This is a genomic window from Hoylesella marshii DSM 16973 = JCM 13450 (assembly GCF_000146675.1).
Lineage (GTDB): Bacteria > Bacteroidota > Bacteroidia > Bacteroidales > Bacteroidaceae > Prevotella > Prevotella marshii.
Genome location: NZ_GL397214.1, coordinates 1,310,756 through 1,326,102 on the forward strand (window position 1 = coordinate 1,310,756; position 15,347 = coordinate 1,326,102).

General features: G+C 49.0%; 14 protein-coding genes. 6 read left to right on the forward strand and 8 right to left on the reverse strand.

All coding sequences use genetic code 11. The features are described from left to right. Positions 1 to 447: 447 nt before the first annotated feature. The 3 genes from HMPREF0658_RS05475 to HMPREF0658_RS05485 all read right to left on the reverse strand — a co-directional run bounded on the left by HMPREF0658_RS05475 (position 448) and on the right by HMPREF0658_RS05485 (position 3,030). Positions 448 to 834, reverse strand: a complete 387-nt coding sequence (locus tag HMPREF0658_RS05475; RefSeq protein ID WP_006949230.1) for an HU family DNA-binding protein — start codon at positions 832 to 834, stop codon at positions 448 to 450. Positions 835 to 1,100: 266 nt separating this feature from the next. After that, positions 1,101 to 2,780, reverse strand: a complete 1,680-nt coding sequence (locus HMPREF0658_RS05480) for a hypothetical protein (RefSeq protein WP_006949231.1) — start codon at positions 2,778 to 2,780, stop codon at positions 1,101 to 1,103. Positions 2,781 to 2,799: 19 nt separating this feature from the next. Next, complete coding sequence (locus HMPREF0658_RS05485; RefSeq protein WP_006949232.1) at positions 2,800 to 3,030, reverse strand: hypothetical protein; 231 nt, start codon at positions 3,028 to 3,030, stop codon at positions 2,800 to 2,802. A 688-nt stretch (positions 3,031 to 3,718) separates the two neighbouring features. On the opposite strand from HMPREF0658_RS05485, the gene HMPREF0658_RS05490 reads away from it, so the two are divergent. The 6 genes from HMPREF0658_RS05490 to HMPREF0658_RS05515 all read left to right on the forward strand — a co-directional run bounded on the left by HMPREF0658_RS05490 (position 3,719) and on the right by HMPREF0658_RS05515 (position 10,616). Continuing rightward, positions 3,719 to 4,150 (forward strand): plasmid mobilization protein, encoded by a 432-nt coding sequence (locus HMPREF0658_RS05490; RefSeq protein ID WP_006949234.1) that lies wholly within the window; start codon positions 3,719 to 3,721, stop codon positions 4,148 to 4,150. Continuing rightward, on the forward strand, positions 4,134 to 5,213 hold the full coding sequence (locus HMPREF0658_RS05495; protein WP_006949235.1) for a relaxase/mobilization nuclease domain-containing protein: 1,080 nt from the start codon (positions 4,134 to 4,136) through the stop codon (positions 5,211 to 5,213). The genes HMPREF0658_RS05490 and HMPREF0658_RS05495 overlap by 17 nt, the downstream gene beginning before the upstream one ends. A gap of 449 nt (positions 5,214 to 5,662) precedes the next feature. Then, positions 5,663 to 8,269, forward strand: coding sequence for a calcium-translocating P-type ATPase, PMCA-type (locus HMPREF0658_RS05500; RefSeq protein ID WP_006949236.1), 2,607 nt, complete (start codon positions 5,663 to 5,665; stop codon positions 8,267 to 8,269). Beyond that, positions 8,262 to 8,891 (forward strand): HAD family hydrolase, encoded by a 630-nt coding sequence (locus HMPREF0658_RS05505; RefSeq protein ID WP_006949237.1) that lies wholly within the window; start codon positions 8,262 to 8,264, stop codon positions 8,889 to 8,891. The genes HMPREF0658_RS05500 and HMPREF0658_RS05505 overlap by 8 nt, the downstream gene beginning before the upstream one ends. Then, a complete protein-coding gene (gene ribF / locus HMPREF0658_RS05510; protein WP_006949238.1) occupies positions 8,888 to 9,820 on the forward strand; it encodes a riboflavin biosynthesis protein RibF in 933 nt (310 codons plus the stop codon). Before HMPREF0658_RS05505 ends, ribF begins: the two co-directional genes overlap by 4 nt. 10 nt (positions 9,821 to 9,830) lie before the next feature. After that, on the forward strand, positions 9,831 to 10,616 hold the full coding sequence (locus HMPREF0658_RS05515) for a CPBP family intramembrane glutamic endopeptidase (protein WP_006949239.1): 786 nt from the start codon (positions 9,831 to 9,833) through the stop codon (positions 10,614 to 10,616). A 404-nt stretch (positions 10,617 to 11,020) separates the two neighbouring features. Here HMPREF0658_RS05515 and HMPREF0658_RS05520 read toward each other — a convergent pair whose 3' ends face one another. The 5 genes from HMPREF0658_RS05520 to purD are packed head-to-tail and all read right to left on the reverse strand — an operon-like array spanning position 11,021 to position 15,340. Beyond that, the gene (locus tag HMPREF0658_RS05520; protein ID WP_006949240.1) at positions 11,021 to 11,779 is read right to left on the reverse strand and encodes a metal ABC transporter ATP-binding protein; all 759 of its coding nucleotides are present in this window, start codon (positions 11,777 to 11,779) and stop codon (positions 11,021 to 11,023) included. Positions 11,780 to 11,782: 3 nt separating this feature from the next. Then, positions 11,783 to 12,613, reverse strand: a complete 831-nt coding sequence (locus HMPREF0658_RS11850; RefSeq protein WP_006949241.1) for a metal ABC transporter solute-binding protein, Zn/Mn family — start codon at positions 12,611 to 12,613, stop codon at positions 11,783 to 11,785. A 41-nt stretch (positions 12,614 to 12,654) separates the two neighbouring features. Further along, positions 12,655 to 13,107: a YqaA family protein gene (locus tag HMPREF0658_RS11855; RefSeq protein ID WP_006949242.1), complete on the reverse strand. Its 453-nt coding sequence runs from the start codon at positions 13,105 to 13,107 to the stop codon at positions 12,655 to 12,657. Next, the gene (locus tag HMPREF0658_RS05535) at positions 13,095 to 14,024 is read right to left on the reverse strand and encodes a hypothetical protein (protein ID WP_006949243.1); all 930 of its coding nucleotides are present in this window, start codon (positions 14,022 to 14,024) and stop codon (positions 13,095 to 13,097) included. Before HMPREF0658_RS05535 ends, HMPREF0658_RS11855 begins: the two co-directional genes overlap by 13 nt. A 47-nt stretch (positions 14,025 to 14,071) precedes the next feature. Continuing rightward, the gene (purD, locus tag HMPREF0658_RS05540; protein WP_024990850.1) at positions 14,072 to 15,340 is read right to left on the reverse strand and encodes a phosphoribosylamine--glycine ligase; all 1,269 of its coding nucleotides are present in this window, start codon (positions 15,338 to 15,340) and stop codon (positions 14,072 to 14,074) included. Between the last annotated feature and the right edge of the window lie 7 nt (positions 15,341 to 15,347).

Genomic DNA, 15,347 nt, shown 5'->3' on the forward strand with positions numbered 1-15,347 from the left:
GAATTAAGATAATATAACGCTAACATGGCGTTTGTTGTTAATTACTGTTTACAGATAGCAACCGTGCGATGTCGCCACAACCCGTTTTCTGGGCAGAAAAGGCAGCGAAAAAGCTACTTGGCAAGCTGTTGGTTTTCAGGGTGTTGGAAAAGCGTTATAAAAAGACCATCTTTTTATCGTAAAGAGACGGTCTTTTTACGATAAGGAGACCGTCTCCTTACACGCAAAAGACCATCTTTTCAGGTTGCGAAGCTTGTTTTTCTCTTTTAGGGGCATTTTCCCGACATTTAAAAAGTTCTAACGCTTATACAGGTATTCCAATTGTTTCGAAAACCGATAACAGGCTACTTGTATATCCCGCCCGCCTTGCGTTGCTCGGCAGCAATACCCCGAAAACGGTTTCGAAGGATTCTGCCCTCGCCCGAAACAACAAGCATAACGCCCATCTTACGGCTTTTTGGGGACTTTCGTTACCTCGTAGGAGGTTTCTTTGAGTTGGTGTTTCAGCTCCACGCCCGGCGTAAAGACGATGCGGGGTTTGATACCTTCGGTGTTAAAAGCTTTTTCGGTGTCCGAGCCTTTCGACGAGAGGGAGAGGCGCACCGTTCCGAACTCGCCCAGCTGAATGCTGAACCCGTCCATCAAATACGCCGGCAGGCGGTCTACGAAATTAGAGAGCACATTCTCAATATCGCCCCGCGTGAGCGACGAACGCCCGGCAATATCTCTTGCCACATCGCGCAACGTCTTGCGACCCGCGTTTACGGCATTGGCATAAAACTTCGACTTTGTTTTGTCTTGCGGATTTTTCCGCTTCACCAATTTTACTTTCATACGCTTTTCCTTTCTTTATTTTTTAGTTGATAAACGTTTTTCTGCTGTCTTTGAGCTGACGGTGTACGGCAGTCGGCATATTTTATTTGCTCATGAAAAAACAGCATACGGTTGCAAGTTTATTTCTTTCCGCTTGCGCAGAAATTTCTTCCCGTAAAGAAAATTATTTTCTCCCGCAAAGAAATAAATTTATATACGGGAAGAAATTTGTATACATACGTATGTGGGTTTTATTATTGTTTAAAACGGGATAGGCAAATTCTATGTTAATAGGCTACGACTGCACGTACTGTGGGAGCTTGACTAACGCCTTGGGTTTTCCAGTTTTTGCCGCCACCGGTCCGTGTCAGACTTGCACGAATGCCATACACAATATAGGCACTGCCATTATTGGTGTTTTCGGTACTTGCCCAATAGTTTGTGCCATTACGTGCTATCGAGCCGCCATCCGCAGCCGCGAAGGCATAATTTATCAAGCTGCCTTTCCACACCCCAAAGGCTTGGCTCTCATTACCAAGCCCTAATTTTACATACACTTGGTGCCAATCGTACATACTTGGTAAATACCATACGCCGTCTCTGTTGAGGTTGGGGGTTAATGTTTTTCCCTTAGGTGTTAGCATGCGCGTTAATTCGTTGCTCGTATAAAACTTACCGGCATGAGCGAATGCGGGATATTTGGTTGGGTTATAGGCTTTGCCGTCGCCATCTTTACTGCCGCTGGCATCCCACGTCCAATGCCTGCCTTGATCGGCTGAGGGGGCAATAGCATCATTCTCATTGTTATACCCTACATCGTTATGCTGTCTTTGCCAATCGGTCTGCCCATACCATGGCGAGGCATAATAGGCATTCCACAAGGCGATGGCTTTTCTGCCCGCCACATCGTACACAAGAGCGATGGGCACATGGTCTTTACGCCCGGCATCGCTTAAATAGCCCGTCTGCCCGTCTTCGTAAAGGTAGAGGTAGCGGGGCATCAGTTTGATACAAACTGTGTATGAACCATTTGCCACAAAGCCGTTTTTAGTGCCTATGTTGAGGGTTTGTGAAAACGATACGGGTTTGCCATAAAGTGTACCGCCACAAGAGAACCTCGTAGTTTGCCCTTTGACGGGTAAATAGTGGTCGTATTCTTTGGCGGTTACAGTATAGAGATCGTCGCTTAATCTGTTATTATGGATGGTTCCACTACTGGTATATGTTTGCTCGATTGTAGGCGTAGGTGCCGGATCAGCAAAGACTGATTCACCGGTAAGAATATCATAGCTCACATTTCGATTTTTCAGGTAGTCCCCTAAGCTTACGCCTGTAACAGACGTTGCATATTCTTGTAACGTTATGAGCTTGGTGCGCACGCGAAAGTCGGCATGCTTCATTTCAAAGGTGAGCGTTTGGTCGGCACCATTAATGGTGATGGTTTTTCTTCCAATCAAACCCTCTGCCGCACCTGTTGGGAAAAGAATAGTAGTGAGCTTGTCGCCGCTATCGGATACCTTTTCATTATAACATATAAAGGTGTAAGTGGCATTCGACACCCAGCTGTATTTGGCTTTGGGACTCGTAATGGTGGTTACGCCGCCTGTAACCTTAAAAGTTATCTGTTGGCTTAACCGCTGGGTGCCTTTGTAGGCAATGATGGTGTAAGTGCCATCAGGAATGGGTTTAGAGGCACGCGTGGCAGTGGGTGCGGGGTCAGGCTCAACGCTGATTTGGGCTTCAAACCCGTTACCGAGGTCTACCACTTCTTCTTTGGGTAATTGTGCTGCACGCGTTTTTTCTACGTCTGCCCCGAAAGGCACTTCGACAAAGTTGAATTTCAACGACCTGGCATTGAGACTTGTGGCGTTTTCTTCTTTTTCTATTTCGCCCGGTATGTCGTTGCTGCAACCAGCCCATAGGGTTGCTGCAAATAGCATTGCTGCAAATGTGATTTGTTTTTTCATACTGATTTCTTTTTATGAGTTAAAAACCGATGTTAATATCGCTTGTTCCTCCATCTTTCTCTTCGTCTTCGTCATAATCGTCCGGTCCTCCTCCCGACATGTCGTCTTTGTTGAAAGGAATAGACGTACAAACGAAACTTACCTGTCCAATAGGTATTACCTCGCATTGCGGAGCGATGTAAGGCAGTTTGCCTTTTAGAGATTGCGCGAGCACGTCGGCAACTTTCTTTTCTTTGAATTGTCTGTTCATAATTATCCTAATTTGGTAATAAATTTGTCAGTATCTTTTCTTTCGCCACGGGGCAAAGGAAACGAAAAAACCTGCAAGGATATTCCGCAGAATACCTTTGCAGGCTATTGTTTTCGTTATATTTTGTATATATTACGCGCGCGTAGGCGCGAACATTAATTATATCTCGCTCTTGTGTGTGTTAGCAAATTATTTGAATCAGCCAAATATAAAGCACTAAAAGATGCAAAGAAACTCGTATTTCCTTGCATTGTGCTTACACCATTATTATATATTGTCGGCTGTTTCACTCTTGCTAATCCTTAACTTGATATTCGCTCGTCTTTACAACTCACGCCGGCAAAGGTAATTATTTTATTTTAAACAGACAAATAAAATGTAAAATTCGACAGTTACCGAAATTGAAATGGCATCGATTTTTACTGAACACATTGAACGGTGGGAATGCCACGAACGCAGTTAATCTTCTGAATGCATAGCATTCATTTTTGGACGACAAAACGCTTTATGCGTAAACGTTTCGTTAGCTGACATTGCAAGACGTCAGTTTGTACCCACAAACAGCGCTTGCTCCCCTCATTCTGTTACCGGGGAGATTAGGCCGTAATCACTTCGTTCTCATCGGTCAGTGTTCAGAAATTAAGCAATAACAAATCATCTACAATGATTAACTTTCAAAGAAACTTATATGGACAGATATAATAGAAAGCCAGCCAAGTGGCAGCAACAGAATAAGGAAGAGCAGAAGATGAACAAGACAGAGTTCATCAAGGTAAGATGCACCTTAGAGGAAAAGCAGCGCATCAAGTCAAAGGCGGAAAGCACAAGACGGAAGTTCTCAGACTACTGCCGTGAAATACTCCTTAATGGCGAAGTGGTTGCCATTCCTAAGATGACGGACAATGAGAGAGAAGCCATTGCCATTCTCCAGCATACGGGCAGGTTCTATGGGCAGATTTCCAACCTTATTAAAGTCAAGGATGAGAGATGGGTACATATTACACAGAACCTTTCGCTATGTGCCAAAGAAGCATTTAAGCGATTTTACGACCCGCATTTTCGTGTGGACGACGAAATATATAAGGTCTTAAATATGTCGAGAGATGATAGGAAAATGTAAGGCGATAGCGCATGGCAGCACGGCTTTGGATTATATTTTCAGAGAGGGAAAGCTCGGTAATCGGCTTGCCTTCCACAATCTTTGCAGCAGAGAACCGAAAGCAATCTATGAGGAAATGAAAGTGGTCAGCGATTATAACAGTCGTTGCAGAAACAAGTTCCTCCGCATTGAAATCGGTATAGCACCTCAGGATGAGAAGAAACTACCCGTATCTGAACTCATGCGGATAGCCCATCTGTTTGCCAAACAAATGGGACTTAACAACCACCAATGGGTAGCAGTAACGCACAAGGACACCGATAACAGGCATATCCATATCATTGCCAACCGCATCAGCCTGTATGGGGAGGTCTATGACACCACTTTTGTAAGCAACAGGGCAGCAAGAGTGGCGGAGGAAATAAGTCGCTCGAAAGGCTTGACCATTGCAAAGGAAGTAAAGGCTGAAAGGATGTATCAGAAAGCAAAATCCAATCCTACGAGAGAGCAAACGAAGCAGCAGGTACAAAAGATTTGCTACACCTTGCTTGAAAAGTATAAAGGAACAGGCATCACAGGGCATTCAATGTTTCTTTACGACCTAAATAAGAACGACATCGCCATAGAGCGCATGAAGAACAAGCAGGGCAAAGTATATGGTTTGAAGTTCTCATACGGGGAACATACGTTCAAAGCTTCCGAAATCGGCAGAGAGTTCGGATACCACTCTTTGCAAAAGAACTTTGAAGCAGGCAATAAAGCCGAAACAAAGGAGATAATGACAAAAGCTCAAATAATGGCGCACGAGCAGGAAAAGAGCAAACCCCAACCGGATACAGCCTATCAACTTGTTCCTCCCAGTCGTTCATACATACCGCCTACAAAAACAAACGAAAGTTCATCTATTGCACAAGCCGTAGGAAATGTAGCAAGCACAGCCTTGAATGCAGCCGAAGAAATGATTTCGGGAGCAGGTGGACTTATCAATCCACAGACACATGGCGATGATTATGCTGAGACGGTATGGCAACGAAAACTCAGAAACCAAGCCAAGAAAAAGAAGAAACGAGGAAGAGGAATATAACCATTCTCCTCATTTTTCAATCTTTCCAAACAACAGATGACGCAAAAGAGTGAAAATCTTATCAAAAACGCTTGTTATTCAAAGCAAATGATTATCTTTGCAAATAGAATAACAAGCGTTCTTTGTTGATGTAGAAATATGCGATAGAAAGTACTTCGCTCGTTTCCAAATCGTTACCTGTTTAGTTTTTACAGCGAGGTAACTTCTTCTTTCTCAATTAGATACGTTTTAGAAATCATCTTGACTTGTATAACAAATTATACAAACGTGTATAACATTATTGGCTACATGCAGTTCTCATCCGACACCGCTTTCGCCCTCTCCCATCCGCATTCCCGACACTTCTTAACAAGAACGCTGCAAGCAGCTGCACCCTATTAGTTAAATAATATTGATTGCCCCGTTTTCCTTACCCTTTTCGCTACCTTTGCACCCAAAACAAAAACAGCATGAGTACTGAAACGAGAGCACCTGAAATACAACTCGACGGGCTGACCGAAACGCAGGTGAAAGAGAGTAGGATACAACACGGTGAAAACCTTCTGACACCTCCGCCGCACACATCGCTATGGCGGTTATATATAGAAAAGTTTCGCGACCCCATTATTCGCATCCTATTGGTAGCGGCTTTCGTATCGCTCATCTTTGCTTTTATCGAAGGACAATATGCCGAAACCATCGGCATTTTCCTTGCCATCATCCTCGCCACATCCATTGGCTTTTATTTCGAACGCGATGCTGCCCGCAAGTTCAATGTACTGACGGCATTGGGCGAAGAGGAGCCGGTGAAGGTGAGACGCAACGGCGTGATGTGCGAAATACCGAGACATGAGGTGGGCGTAGGTGATGTAGTCATCGTTGAGGTGGGCGATGAGATTCCCGCCGATGGTGAACTCTTACTCTCTACAGACCTACAGATAGACGAATCTTCGCTTACGGGCGAACCTATCATTACGAAGCACGCCGACCCTCAACACGTGGCACACGAGGCGGCCTATCCCGAAGATACGGTGCTCAGGTCTACGATGGTGATGAACGGTAGCGGCACATTCCGCGTCACAGCGGTGGGCAATGCGACGGAGATAGGCCAGGTGGCGCGGCATTCGACAGAAGCAACCGGCACGCAGACACCGCTCAACAGGCAGCTCGACAGATTGGCCAAACTCATCAGTAAAATCGGTGTCAGCGTAGCCGTAGTAGTATTCGTGGGCTTCCTTGCACACGATGTGCTGACCAATCCGTTGTGGCAGGGAGACAACTACTTGCGCATGGCAGAAACGGTGCTCAGGTATTTCATGATGTCTGTTACGCTTATTGTCATGGCGGTACCCGAGGGATTGCCTATGGCGGTGACGTTGAGCCTTGCGCTGAACATGCGACGTATGCTCAAGAGCAACAATCTGGTGCGTAAACTTCACGCCTGCGAGACGATGGGAGCTGTGACCGTTATCTGCACAGACAAGACAGGTACACTGACGCAGAACCGTATGCAGGTGCATGAAATGCTCCGTTACGAGGACAACGACGAACTGCTCTCACGTGCTATCGCAATGAATACCACAGCGCATATCGACGGCAACGACGCAACACACGGCATCGGAAATCCTACGGAAGTAGCGCTTTTGCTGTGGATGCAGTGCGAAGGGCACGACACGGAACGGCTTCGCGCCGAAAGCAACATACTCGACAGATTGCCATTCTCCACACAAAACAAGTTCATGGCTACGGTGGCAGACGTTGGCGGTAAGCCTTATCTCTTTGTAAAAGGTGCTCCGGAAATCGTGACGACATATTGCCGGCTGACAGACGCAGAGCAAACCGACGTAACAACACAGCTGCGGAGTTTCCAAAACAAAGCAATGCGCACATTGGCCTTTGCTTATAAACCATTGGATAGTGCACCCGTATCAACCGACAATATTCTCTCCATCATGCAAGGGCTCACGCTTCAGGCTGTAGCTGCCATCGAAGACCCTGTACGCGAAGATGTGCCGGGGGCTGTGAAGCAGTGCACCGATGCAGGCATAGAAATCAAAATGGTGACAGGCGACACGTCGGCCACGGCAATAGAGATTGCCCGACGCATCGGCATCTGGGACGAAACAACTCCCGATGAGGCGCAGATTACGGGTAGCGACTTTGCAGCCTTGAGCGACAAGGAGGCCTTCGACCGCGTGAAAATTATCCGCGTAATGTCCCGTGCACGTCCTACCGACAAACAACGCTTAGTGGAAATGCTGCAAAAGCATGGTGAGGTGGTGGCCGTAACAGGCGATGGAACGAACGATGCACCGGCTTTGCACCACGCCCATGTGGGCTTATCGCTCGGAACAGGCACGAGCGTAGCGAAAGATGCTTCAGACATGACCTTGCTCGACGACTCCTTCCGCAGCATCGAAAACGCCGTGTTGTGGGGCAGATCGCTGTATAAGAATATCCAACGGTTCCTCGTCTTCCAACTCATCGTCAACGTATCGGCACTTCTGTTAGTGCTGGCCGGCTCATTCATCGGCACGGAGATGCCCCTCACCGTGACCCAGATACTGTGGGTAAACTTAATTATGGACACGTTTGCAGCCATGGCCTTGGCCTCATTGCCACCCTCTCGCGAGGTGATGATAGAGAAACCGCGCAATAAAGACGAGTTCATCATCACCCGACCGATGCTCAACAGTATCATCGGTATCGGCCTTTGCTTCGCTGCGGTGTTGTTCTCAATGCTCGCATGTTGCCAAAATGCAGTCGCCGACACAAAGGTTCACCAGCTCACCCTCTTCTTCACGACCTTCGTGATGCTGCAATTTTGGAACCTGCTCAACGCTAAAACACTTGGTTCCACCCATTCCGCTTTTCATCATTTCTGGTGGAATCGCGGCCTACTCCTTGTCCTTTTCTTCATTTTAGCGGGACAATGGATCATCGTAACCTTTGGCGGCGAGATGTTCCGCACCGTGCCTTTGTCGCTTTCCGAATGGGTCATCATCATCGCATCCACATCCGCCGTACTGTGGATTGGCGAACTCTATCGCTGGATAAAAAGACTTCGCCATGCTTGATAAAACTGTCCGCAACATCGTGTTCGACTTCGGTTGCGTGCTCGTAGACCTCGACAAAGCGCGTTGTCTCGAAGCTTTCGACCGCTTGGGAGCCCACGCCTTGGCGCAATACGTGAACGAATGCCGACAGGAAGACCTCTTCCGCGAACTCGAATTGGGACATACCACGCCTGAAGAATTCTGCAACGAGGCGCGGCGGAAAGCCCACATCACGGCTACCGACCAGCAACTCTGCGACGCATGGTGCGCTTTGCTCGTGGGAATTCCCGTGCGCCGCATCCAAGCACTTCTGCATTTGCGCCACCACTACCGATTGGCCGTGCTCAGCAACACCAATATCATCCATTGGAAGCAGGCCGTGGACGACTTCTTTCCTTACCGTGGCATGAACGTAAGCGATTATTTCGACCACATCTTCCTTTCTTTTGAGATGCACAAGACGAAACCCGACCGCGCCATCTTCGAGCAAATGCTCCATGAAGCCGATATGGAAGCCGGCGAAACACTTTTCATCGACGATTCGGAAGCCAACTGTGCCGCAGCCCGAAGCATCGGCATCCACACCTTGCATGTATCGCACGGCGACGAGTGGCTCGACCTGCTGAAAGACGAACTCAAATGAAAATCATCCACTTCAACGAACAGATGCCACCCCAGACGCGACCTGCCATGGCTACGATAGGCTTCTTCGACGGCGTACACACCGGCCATCGCTTCCTCATCGACGAGTTGGCACGACAGGCACACGCAGAGAAGATGGACGCAATGGTGGTTACCTTCGACCGACACCCAAGGGAAGTGCTGCACAGCGATTACCAACCGCGCCTGCTCTCCTCGCTCGACGAGAAATTAGAGTTGATGACCCACACCGAAGCAGATACTTGCGCCGTGCTCGCCTTTACGCCCGAGATGGCAGCTCGCTCGGCGTTCGACTTCATGCGCACCGTGTTGCGCGACAAACTCTGCGTGAAACGCCTCTTTATCGGCTACGACAACCGCTTCGGGCACAACCGCTCCGAGGGCTTTGCCGACTATCTCGCGTATGGTCGCCGCCTGCATATCGATGTGAAAGAGAGTACCGCCTTCACGCTTGGCGACATCCGTGTCAGCTCCTCCGCTATCCGTTCGTTGCTCAATGAGGGAGATGTTATCACGTCCAACCGCTGCTTGGGTTATGCCTACACACTCTCCGGAACCGTGGTCGGCGGCTTTCGTGAAGGCAGAAAGATAGGCTTTCCCACCGCCAACCTGCACCCGTTCGATGCTCGCAAGCTCATTCCCCACGACGGGGTCTATGCCGTGGAAGCCACCGTTGAGGGCTTCGACCGCGCAATGCCCGCCATGATGAACATCGGCCGACGACCTACTTACGGTTCGTTCGATCGCTCGCTCGAAGTACACATCCTTGACTTTCATGCTGACATCTACGACAGAAAAATGTCCGTAGCATTCGTTCAACGGCTCAGAGACGAACAAACTTTTGCCGACCCCGCAGCCCTCGCCGCGCAACTCACCCGCGATGAAGCCGCCACCCGTGCCCTCCTAACATAGAGAATCTATTATGAAACAAGCCATTCAATATCTCGTAGCCTTTGTGCTCATACAAGTAGTTGCTGCACTTGGATGTCGTGGCGCGTGGATGCTATTCAACCATGGTTCCACCGACCTCACACCCACGCAAATCATCGTGATTTCCTCCCTTTCGAGCCTGTCCGCCATCGCGCTGTTTACATGGCGGCGATGGTACGACCGCTCACGTGCCTACCTGCAATCGCGCCCATGGAGTGTCGTCTTTTGGTGTGTTCTGCTCGCACTCGGCACACTGCTGCCCTCGCAGTGGCTTGCCGAACAGATGCCGGAATCATGGATGAAAAATCTATATGAGAATGAGTTCGATATGGTGCTGCGCCATCCTTTCGGGTATGTAACTGTAGGACTGCTGGCTTCCGTAGCCGAGGAAATCGTGTTCCGAGGCGCTATTCTGCGCGCGTTGCTCTCCTCTTTCAACCATCGCTGGGCGGGTATCGTCCTCTCGTCTCTGCTCTTCGCCATTATCCACGGCAATCCCGCACAGATGCCCCACGCCTTTCTGGCCGGCCTCATCTTAGGGTGGATGTACAGCAAGACGCGTAGCATCGTACCCGGCATCGTGTTTCATTGGACGAACAACACAGCCGCCTATATACTCTACAACCTCATTCCCAACGCGGCCGATGCCCGATTATCCGACTTCTTCGGTGACAACAAATTCTCACTGTATCTATCGCTCGCTTTCTCTTGCCTCATCTTCTTACCAGCCCTTTTCCAACTTTACCTGAGGATGAAGCCGGCCGATGCGCCGAAGTAATCTTTTGCTGTCCGCTAACTTTCTTTTCATCCGTTGTAAGATGATTTTTATAACAGCGAATTTTTTGCTGTTACATCCGCACATGATTTTATAACAGCGGATTTTCCGCTGTTACATCTGCACTTCATTTTATAACGGCGGATTTTCCGCTGTTACATCTGCACTTCATTTTATAACGGCGGAATCTCCGCCGTTACATCCGCACTTCATTTTATAACAGAAAAATTTTCGCTGTTACATCTGCAATTGAAAATGTAACAGAAAATTTTATTTTGTTACTTTTGCAATAAAAAACACGAAAGAAATCAATCTATGCCTGCGCCACCGATAAATAAAGGTTGATAGAAACGTTCATCACTTCTTACCGAACAGCCATATAAAAGTATAAGAGTGATCATTCGGCGTCAATCACTATGTTTTTTTAGTACTCTGTGCGGCATATCGCCGTGCGTAAGCAGTTCCATGGGGCAACCGAAATGCTTTTCTATCCACGTGCTGTCTATTTCCATACTCGGATGGTAGTGGAGCGTCTCGTTTACACAGGCCACGTTTTTCACGCTCTGGAGCACCATGCCCACATCGTGGCTTACCATGATAATGGCGCAACGGCTGTTGATGCGTGTCAGCATACGATACATCTGGTCTTGCGAACGCTTATCGATATAGGTATCCGGCTCGTCGAGCACCACGACTTCGGGATGCGAAACGATGGCTCGGGAGAGGAGTACGCGTTGCAGCTGCCCACCGCTCAGGGTTCCGATGGGTCGGCGTTCTAAACCGTCGAGTTCCATCTCGTGCAGTGTTTCGCGCACTTGCGCGTGTTGGGCTTGTGTGTAAGGACGCAGGAAACGCTTCTGTCGGGTGAGACCGGAGAGCACCACCTCATAGACGGAGATAGGGAACTTGCGGTCGATCGCAGTATATTGAGGCAGATAACCCATGGTGAGCGTGTCGACAGGGCTGCCGTCGCGAAAATAGGAAACCGTGCCGCTGCGGGGTTTCATCAATCCTAAGAGAATGCGTACGAGCGTGGTTTTACCCCCGCCATTCGGCCCGATGATGCCGAGGAAATCACGCTCAAAGACATCGAGCGATACGTCTCGCAGAACGGTCTTTCCGTCGTATCCCGCCATCACATGGGCAATGCTGATAATGGGCTTCATGAGTTACTTTAGTTTCTTTGCTATCGTCGTCATCTCCTGCTCCCAATTGTAATTCAGCACGTCTATCTCTTGCTGTTCCGCTCCTGTACTTTGAGCTATGACGGCGGTGTTTCTGTTGCTGAATTGCTTTTGAACAAAGATGGTCTTTACTCGCTTCAGCCGTGCTTCGGCAATGAGCGCACGCAATTGAGCTGCGGATGGTTCACGTCCTTCCTCTTCGATGGGCAATTGGGTGAGTGAATAGTCGCGGGCGAAATACGTGAGCGCGGGATGATAAATCATAAAGACGGTGCTCTTGTCTTTGGTCAGCATTTCGCGCACCCGTGTGTCGGTAGCCGCTATTCGGGCGAGGAACGTCTCGAGGTTGGCCTTGTAAAAGAGACTGTCGCGGGCATCGATGTCCACCACAGCTTTGTAAATATTGCGTGCGATGATGGCGGCATTGACCGTACTCATCCATACGTGTGGGTCGGGAATGCCGTCGCACGTTCTCACGGGTATGATGCCGTCGGACGAATCGATGACAATGGTATGGGGAGCATTGCTCTCGAGCCGCTTCATCCATGTGCGTTCAAAACCGATGTTGCCCACCTTTATATACAGGTCGCTATGAGAGAGGGCTATCATCTGTTGCGGGGTGGGCTCGTAGGTTTCGGGATTGCTGCCGCGGGGCACCATTGTTCGCACTTCAAAACGTTTGCCGGTAATCTGTTCGGTGAAGTATTTCAATGGTTCGATGGTCACGGTAATGATGCGCTTATCTCCTTTTTTGTTGCCGCCGCAAGCAGCCAACAGCAGGAGCAAAAGCAATAGGGGAAGAATTTTCTTTGTCATATTCGGGTGTATTATCGAAGTAATCGTAATGTTGTTGGTTACTAAAAGAGTTGTGCCACGCTGTAGACGAGCAGCACATATCTTAGGAATTTACCCGCTGTCATGCTCACCATCGAGATGAGCACATTGGCACGCATGAGTCCGAGCATGATGGTGATGGCGCTGCCGATGATGGGCAGGAAAGCAAAGAAGCCCATCCAAGCACCATGACCGGCCATAAACCGTTCGGCACGTGCCAGACTTTGTTGGCTCACTCGCAAGTATTTCTCTATCCATACGAGATTTCCCATGCGTCCGACACCATAGTTGAACATGCCACCGGCCATATTTCCCACCGTGGCATACAAGATGAGCGTCCATGGATGCAGACCTGCTGCCAGCAACCCAAGTATCACCGCCTCGCTGCTAAACGGCAGAAAGCTACCCGCAAGGAAAGCGGAAATCAACATGCCGGCATATCCGTAGCTCGTAAGAAGGTCTATCAATACGTCCATAAATTGAAAAGTGTGAGCAGAAAGGCTGATGCCGAGAGCACGAAAAACATGATGTTCGACAATCGTGTGTGGCTTAATGCCAAATAATGGGCTATCAACGGCGCGGTATTCACTGTCAGGAGTGCCATCAGCTGCTTGTAATGGGCGGGTTGCAAAATGATGAACGCAATGCAGGCGAACTCTATGATGACGAACAAATCATAGAGTATGCGGGTGCGTATCTTGTCGTGTATCCGCGTGACAAAGAAATGTATCGTGCCGAGCAGGCCTAACAGCGCTATGAAAGCAAAGGTAACGACTTGCAGAAGCGGCATGTCGGCAATGTCAGAAAGCGGCTGGAACACGGCTAAAGCTGCGAAATGGTCGGTCAGCAGCTGCATATCGTCTTGATAAAAGCAATAGGCAGCCACAAACCAATAGGGCATCATCAACCCAAGCACTGAAGCCCAGAACGTTCGCGCACTGAAAGATTGTAGATTGAAAGCCAGCAACAGCCACAACACAGGTACGAAAAAGAGGAGATGAACGAAAGCAGTGCTGCCAATACCGATACACAAGAATGCGTAGAACACACGGCCGGCGGCCTGTTTGTCTTGATAAACCGTGAAGACCAACATATAGAAAGCTGCCCAACAAAGTTGCAGCACGCAGCATGAAATGTCGTGAAAAATCATGCCCGTAGCAACTGTCAAGACGAGGAACGAACAGGAAACCATACGGCTGTAGGTGTGGATAAGCGCGTTCTTGTTGTTCAGTTCCACCATTATATATGTCGTAACGACCATGAGACCGAACTCTATCCAGAGTTTATCGGTCAGCAATCCGCCAACAATCCATACCAAAGCGGCATAGAGGACGGTAACGGGGAGAGCCAAACGGCTCCCGGCTATCCTGTTTTGTAATCTCTTTCCTGTCATTCATTGCCGGCATTTACCGGAGTTACAGCCCGTTTCCGAGCGTTTGTTTAAAGATCTTGCCCTATATCAGAACGGAAATAGCTATCAGTGAAATGTATTTTCCGAGCTTCTTTGAAAGCAGTCTTCAGGGCTTCATCCTTGTCTTTCCCGTAGGCGCAAACTGCCAAAACGCGACCACCGGCAGTAACGATTGCGCCGTCTCTTACTGCCGTTCCCGAATGGAAGACAATGGCATCTTTTATATCATCGAGTCCTTCGATGGGATAACCCTTGGCATATTGCTGCGGATAACCTCCGCTCACAAGCATCACACACACGGCAGCACGGTCGTCGAAAACTACCTCGCGCCTGTCTAAGTCCTCCGAAACGACTCCTTCAAAGAGGTCTACGAGGTCACTTTTAAGCCGCAACATCACGCTTTCCGTTTCGGGATCACCCATCCGACAGTTGTATTCTATCACCATGGGATTACCCTCCACATTGATAAGGCCGAAAAATATAAAACCTTGGTAGTCGATTTCCTCCTCGGCAAGGCCGTTTATCGTGGGACGGATAATGCGGTCTTCCACCTTTTGCATCCACGTTTCTGTAGCGAAAGGGACGGGCGAGATACTGCCCATTCCTCCCGTGTTCAGTCCCGTATCATGCTCTCCGATGCGTTTATAGTCTTTTGCTTCGGGCAAAATACGGTAGTTCTTGCCGTCTGTAAGCACGAAAACGGAACATTCGATGCCGGTGAGGAACTCTTCGATCACCACATTTTCCGATGCGTGGCCAAACATTCCATCCAACATTTGCTGCAATTCTGTCTGGGCTTCTTTCAGCGTTGGCACGATGAGCACTCCCTTTCCGGCACACAGGCCGTCGGCTTTAAGCACATAAGGAGGCTTCAGCGTTTCGAGAAAGCTGAGCCCTTCGGAGAGCGTTGCTTTGTTAAACGTGCGATATTGGGCAGTAGGAATACCGTGGCGGCTCATAAATGCTTTGGCGAAATCTTTGCTTCCTTCGAGCAAAGCCCCCTTTCCGGAGGGAGCAATAACGGCTATCTCGGCCGTGCGGGCATCGCTTCTGAATGAATCTTTTATGCCATTCACCAGCGGGTCTTCAGGCCCCACGACAACCATGTCTATCTTTTCCTCGACGGCAAAGTCTTTCAGGCGTTCAAAATCATTCACGCCGATGTCTACGTTTGTACCCAACTGCGCTGTTCCGGCATTGCCCGGCGCAATGAAAAGGCATTCCGTTCGGGGACTCTGGCTGATTTTCCAAGCCAAGGCATGTTCCCGTCCACCGCTTCCTAATAGTAATATCCTCATATAAAAC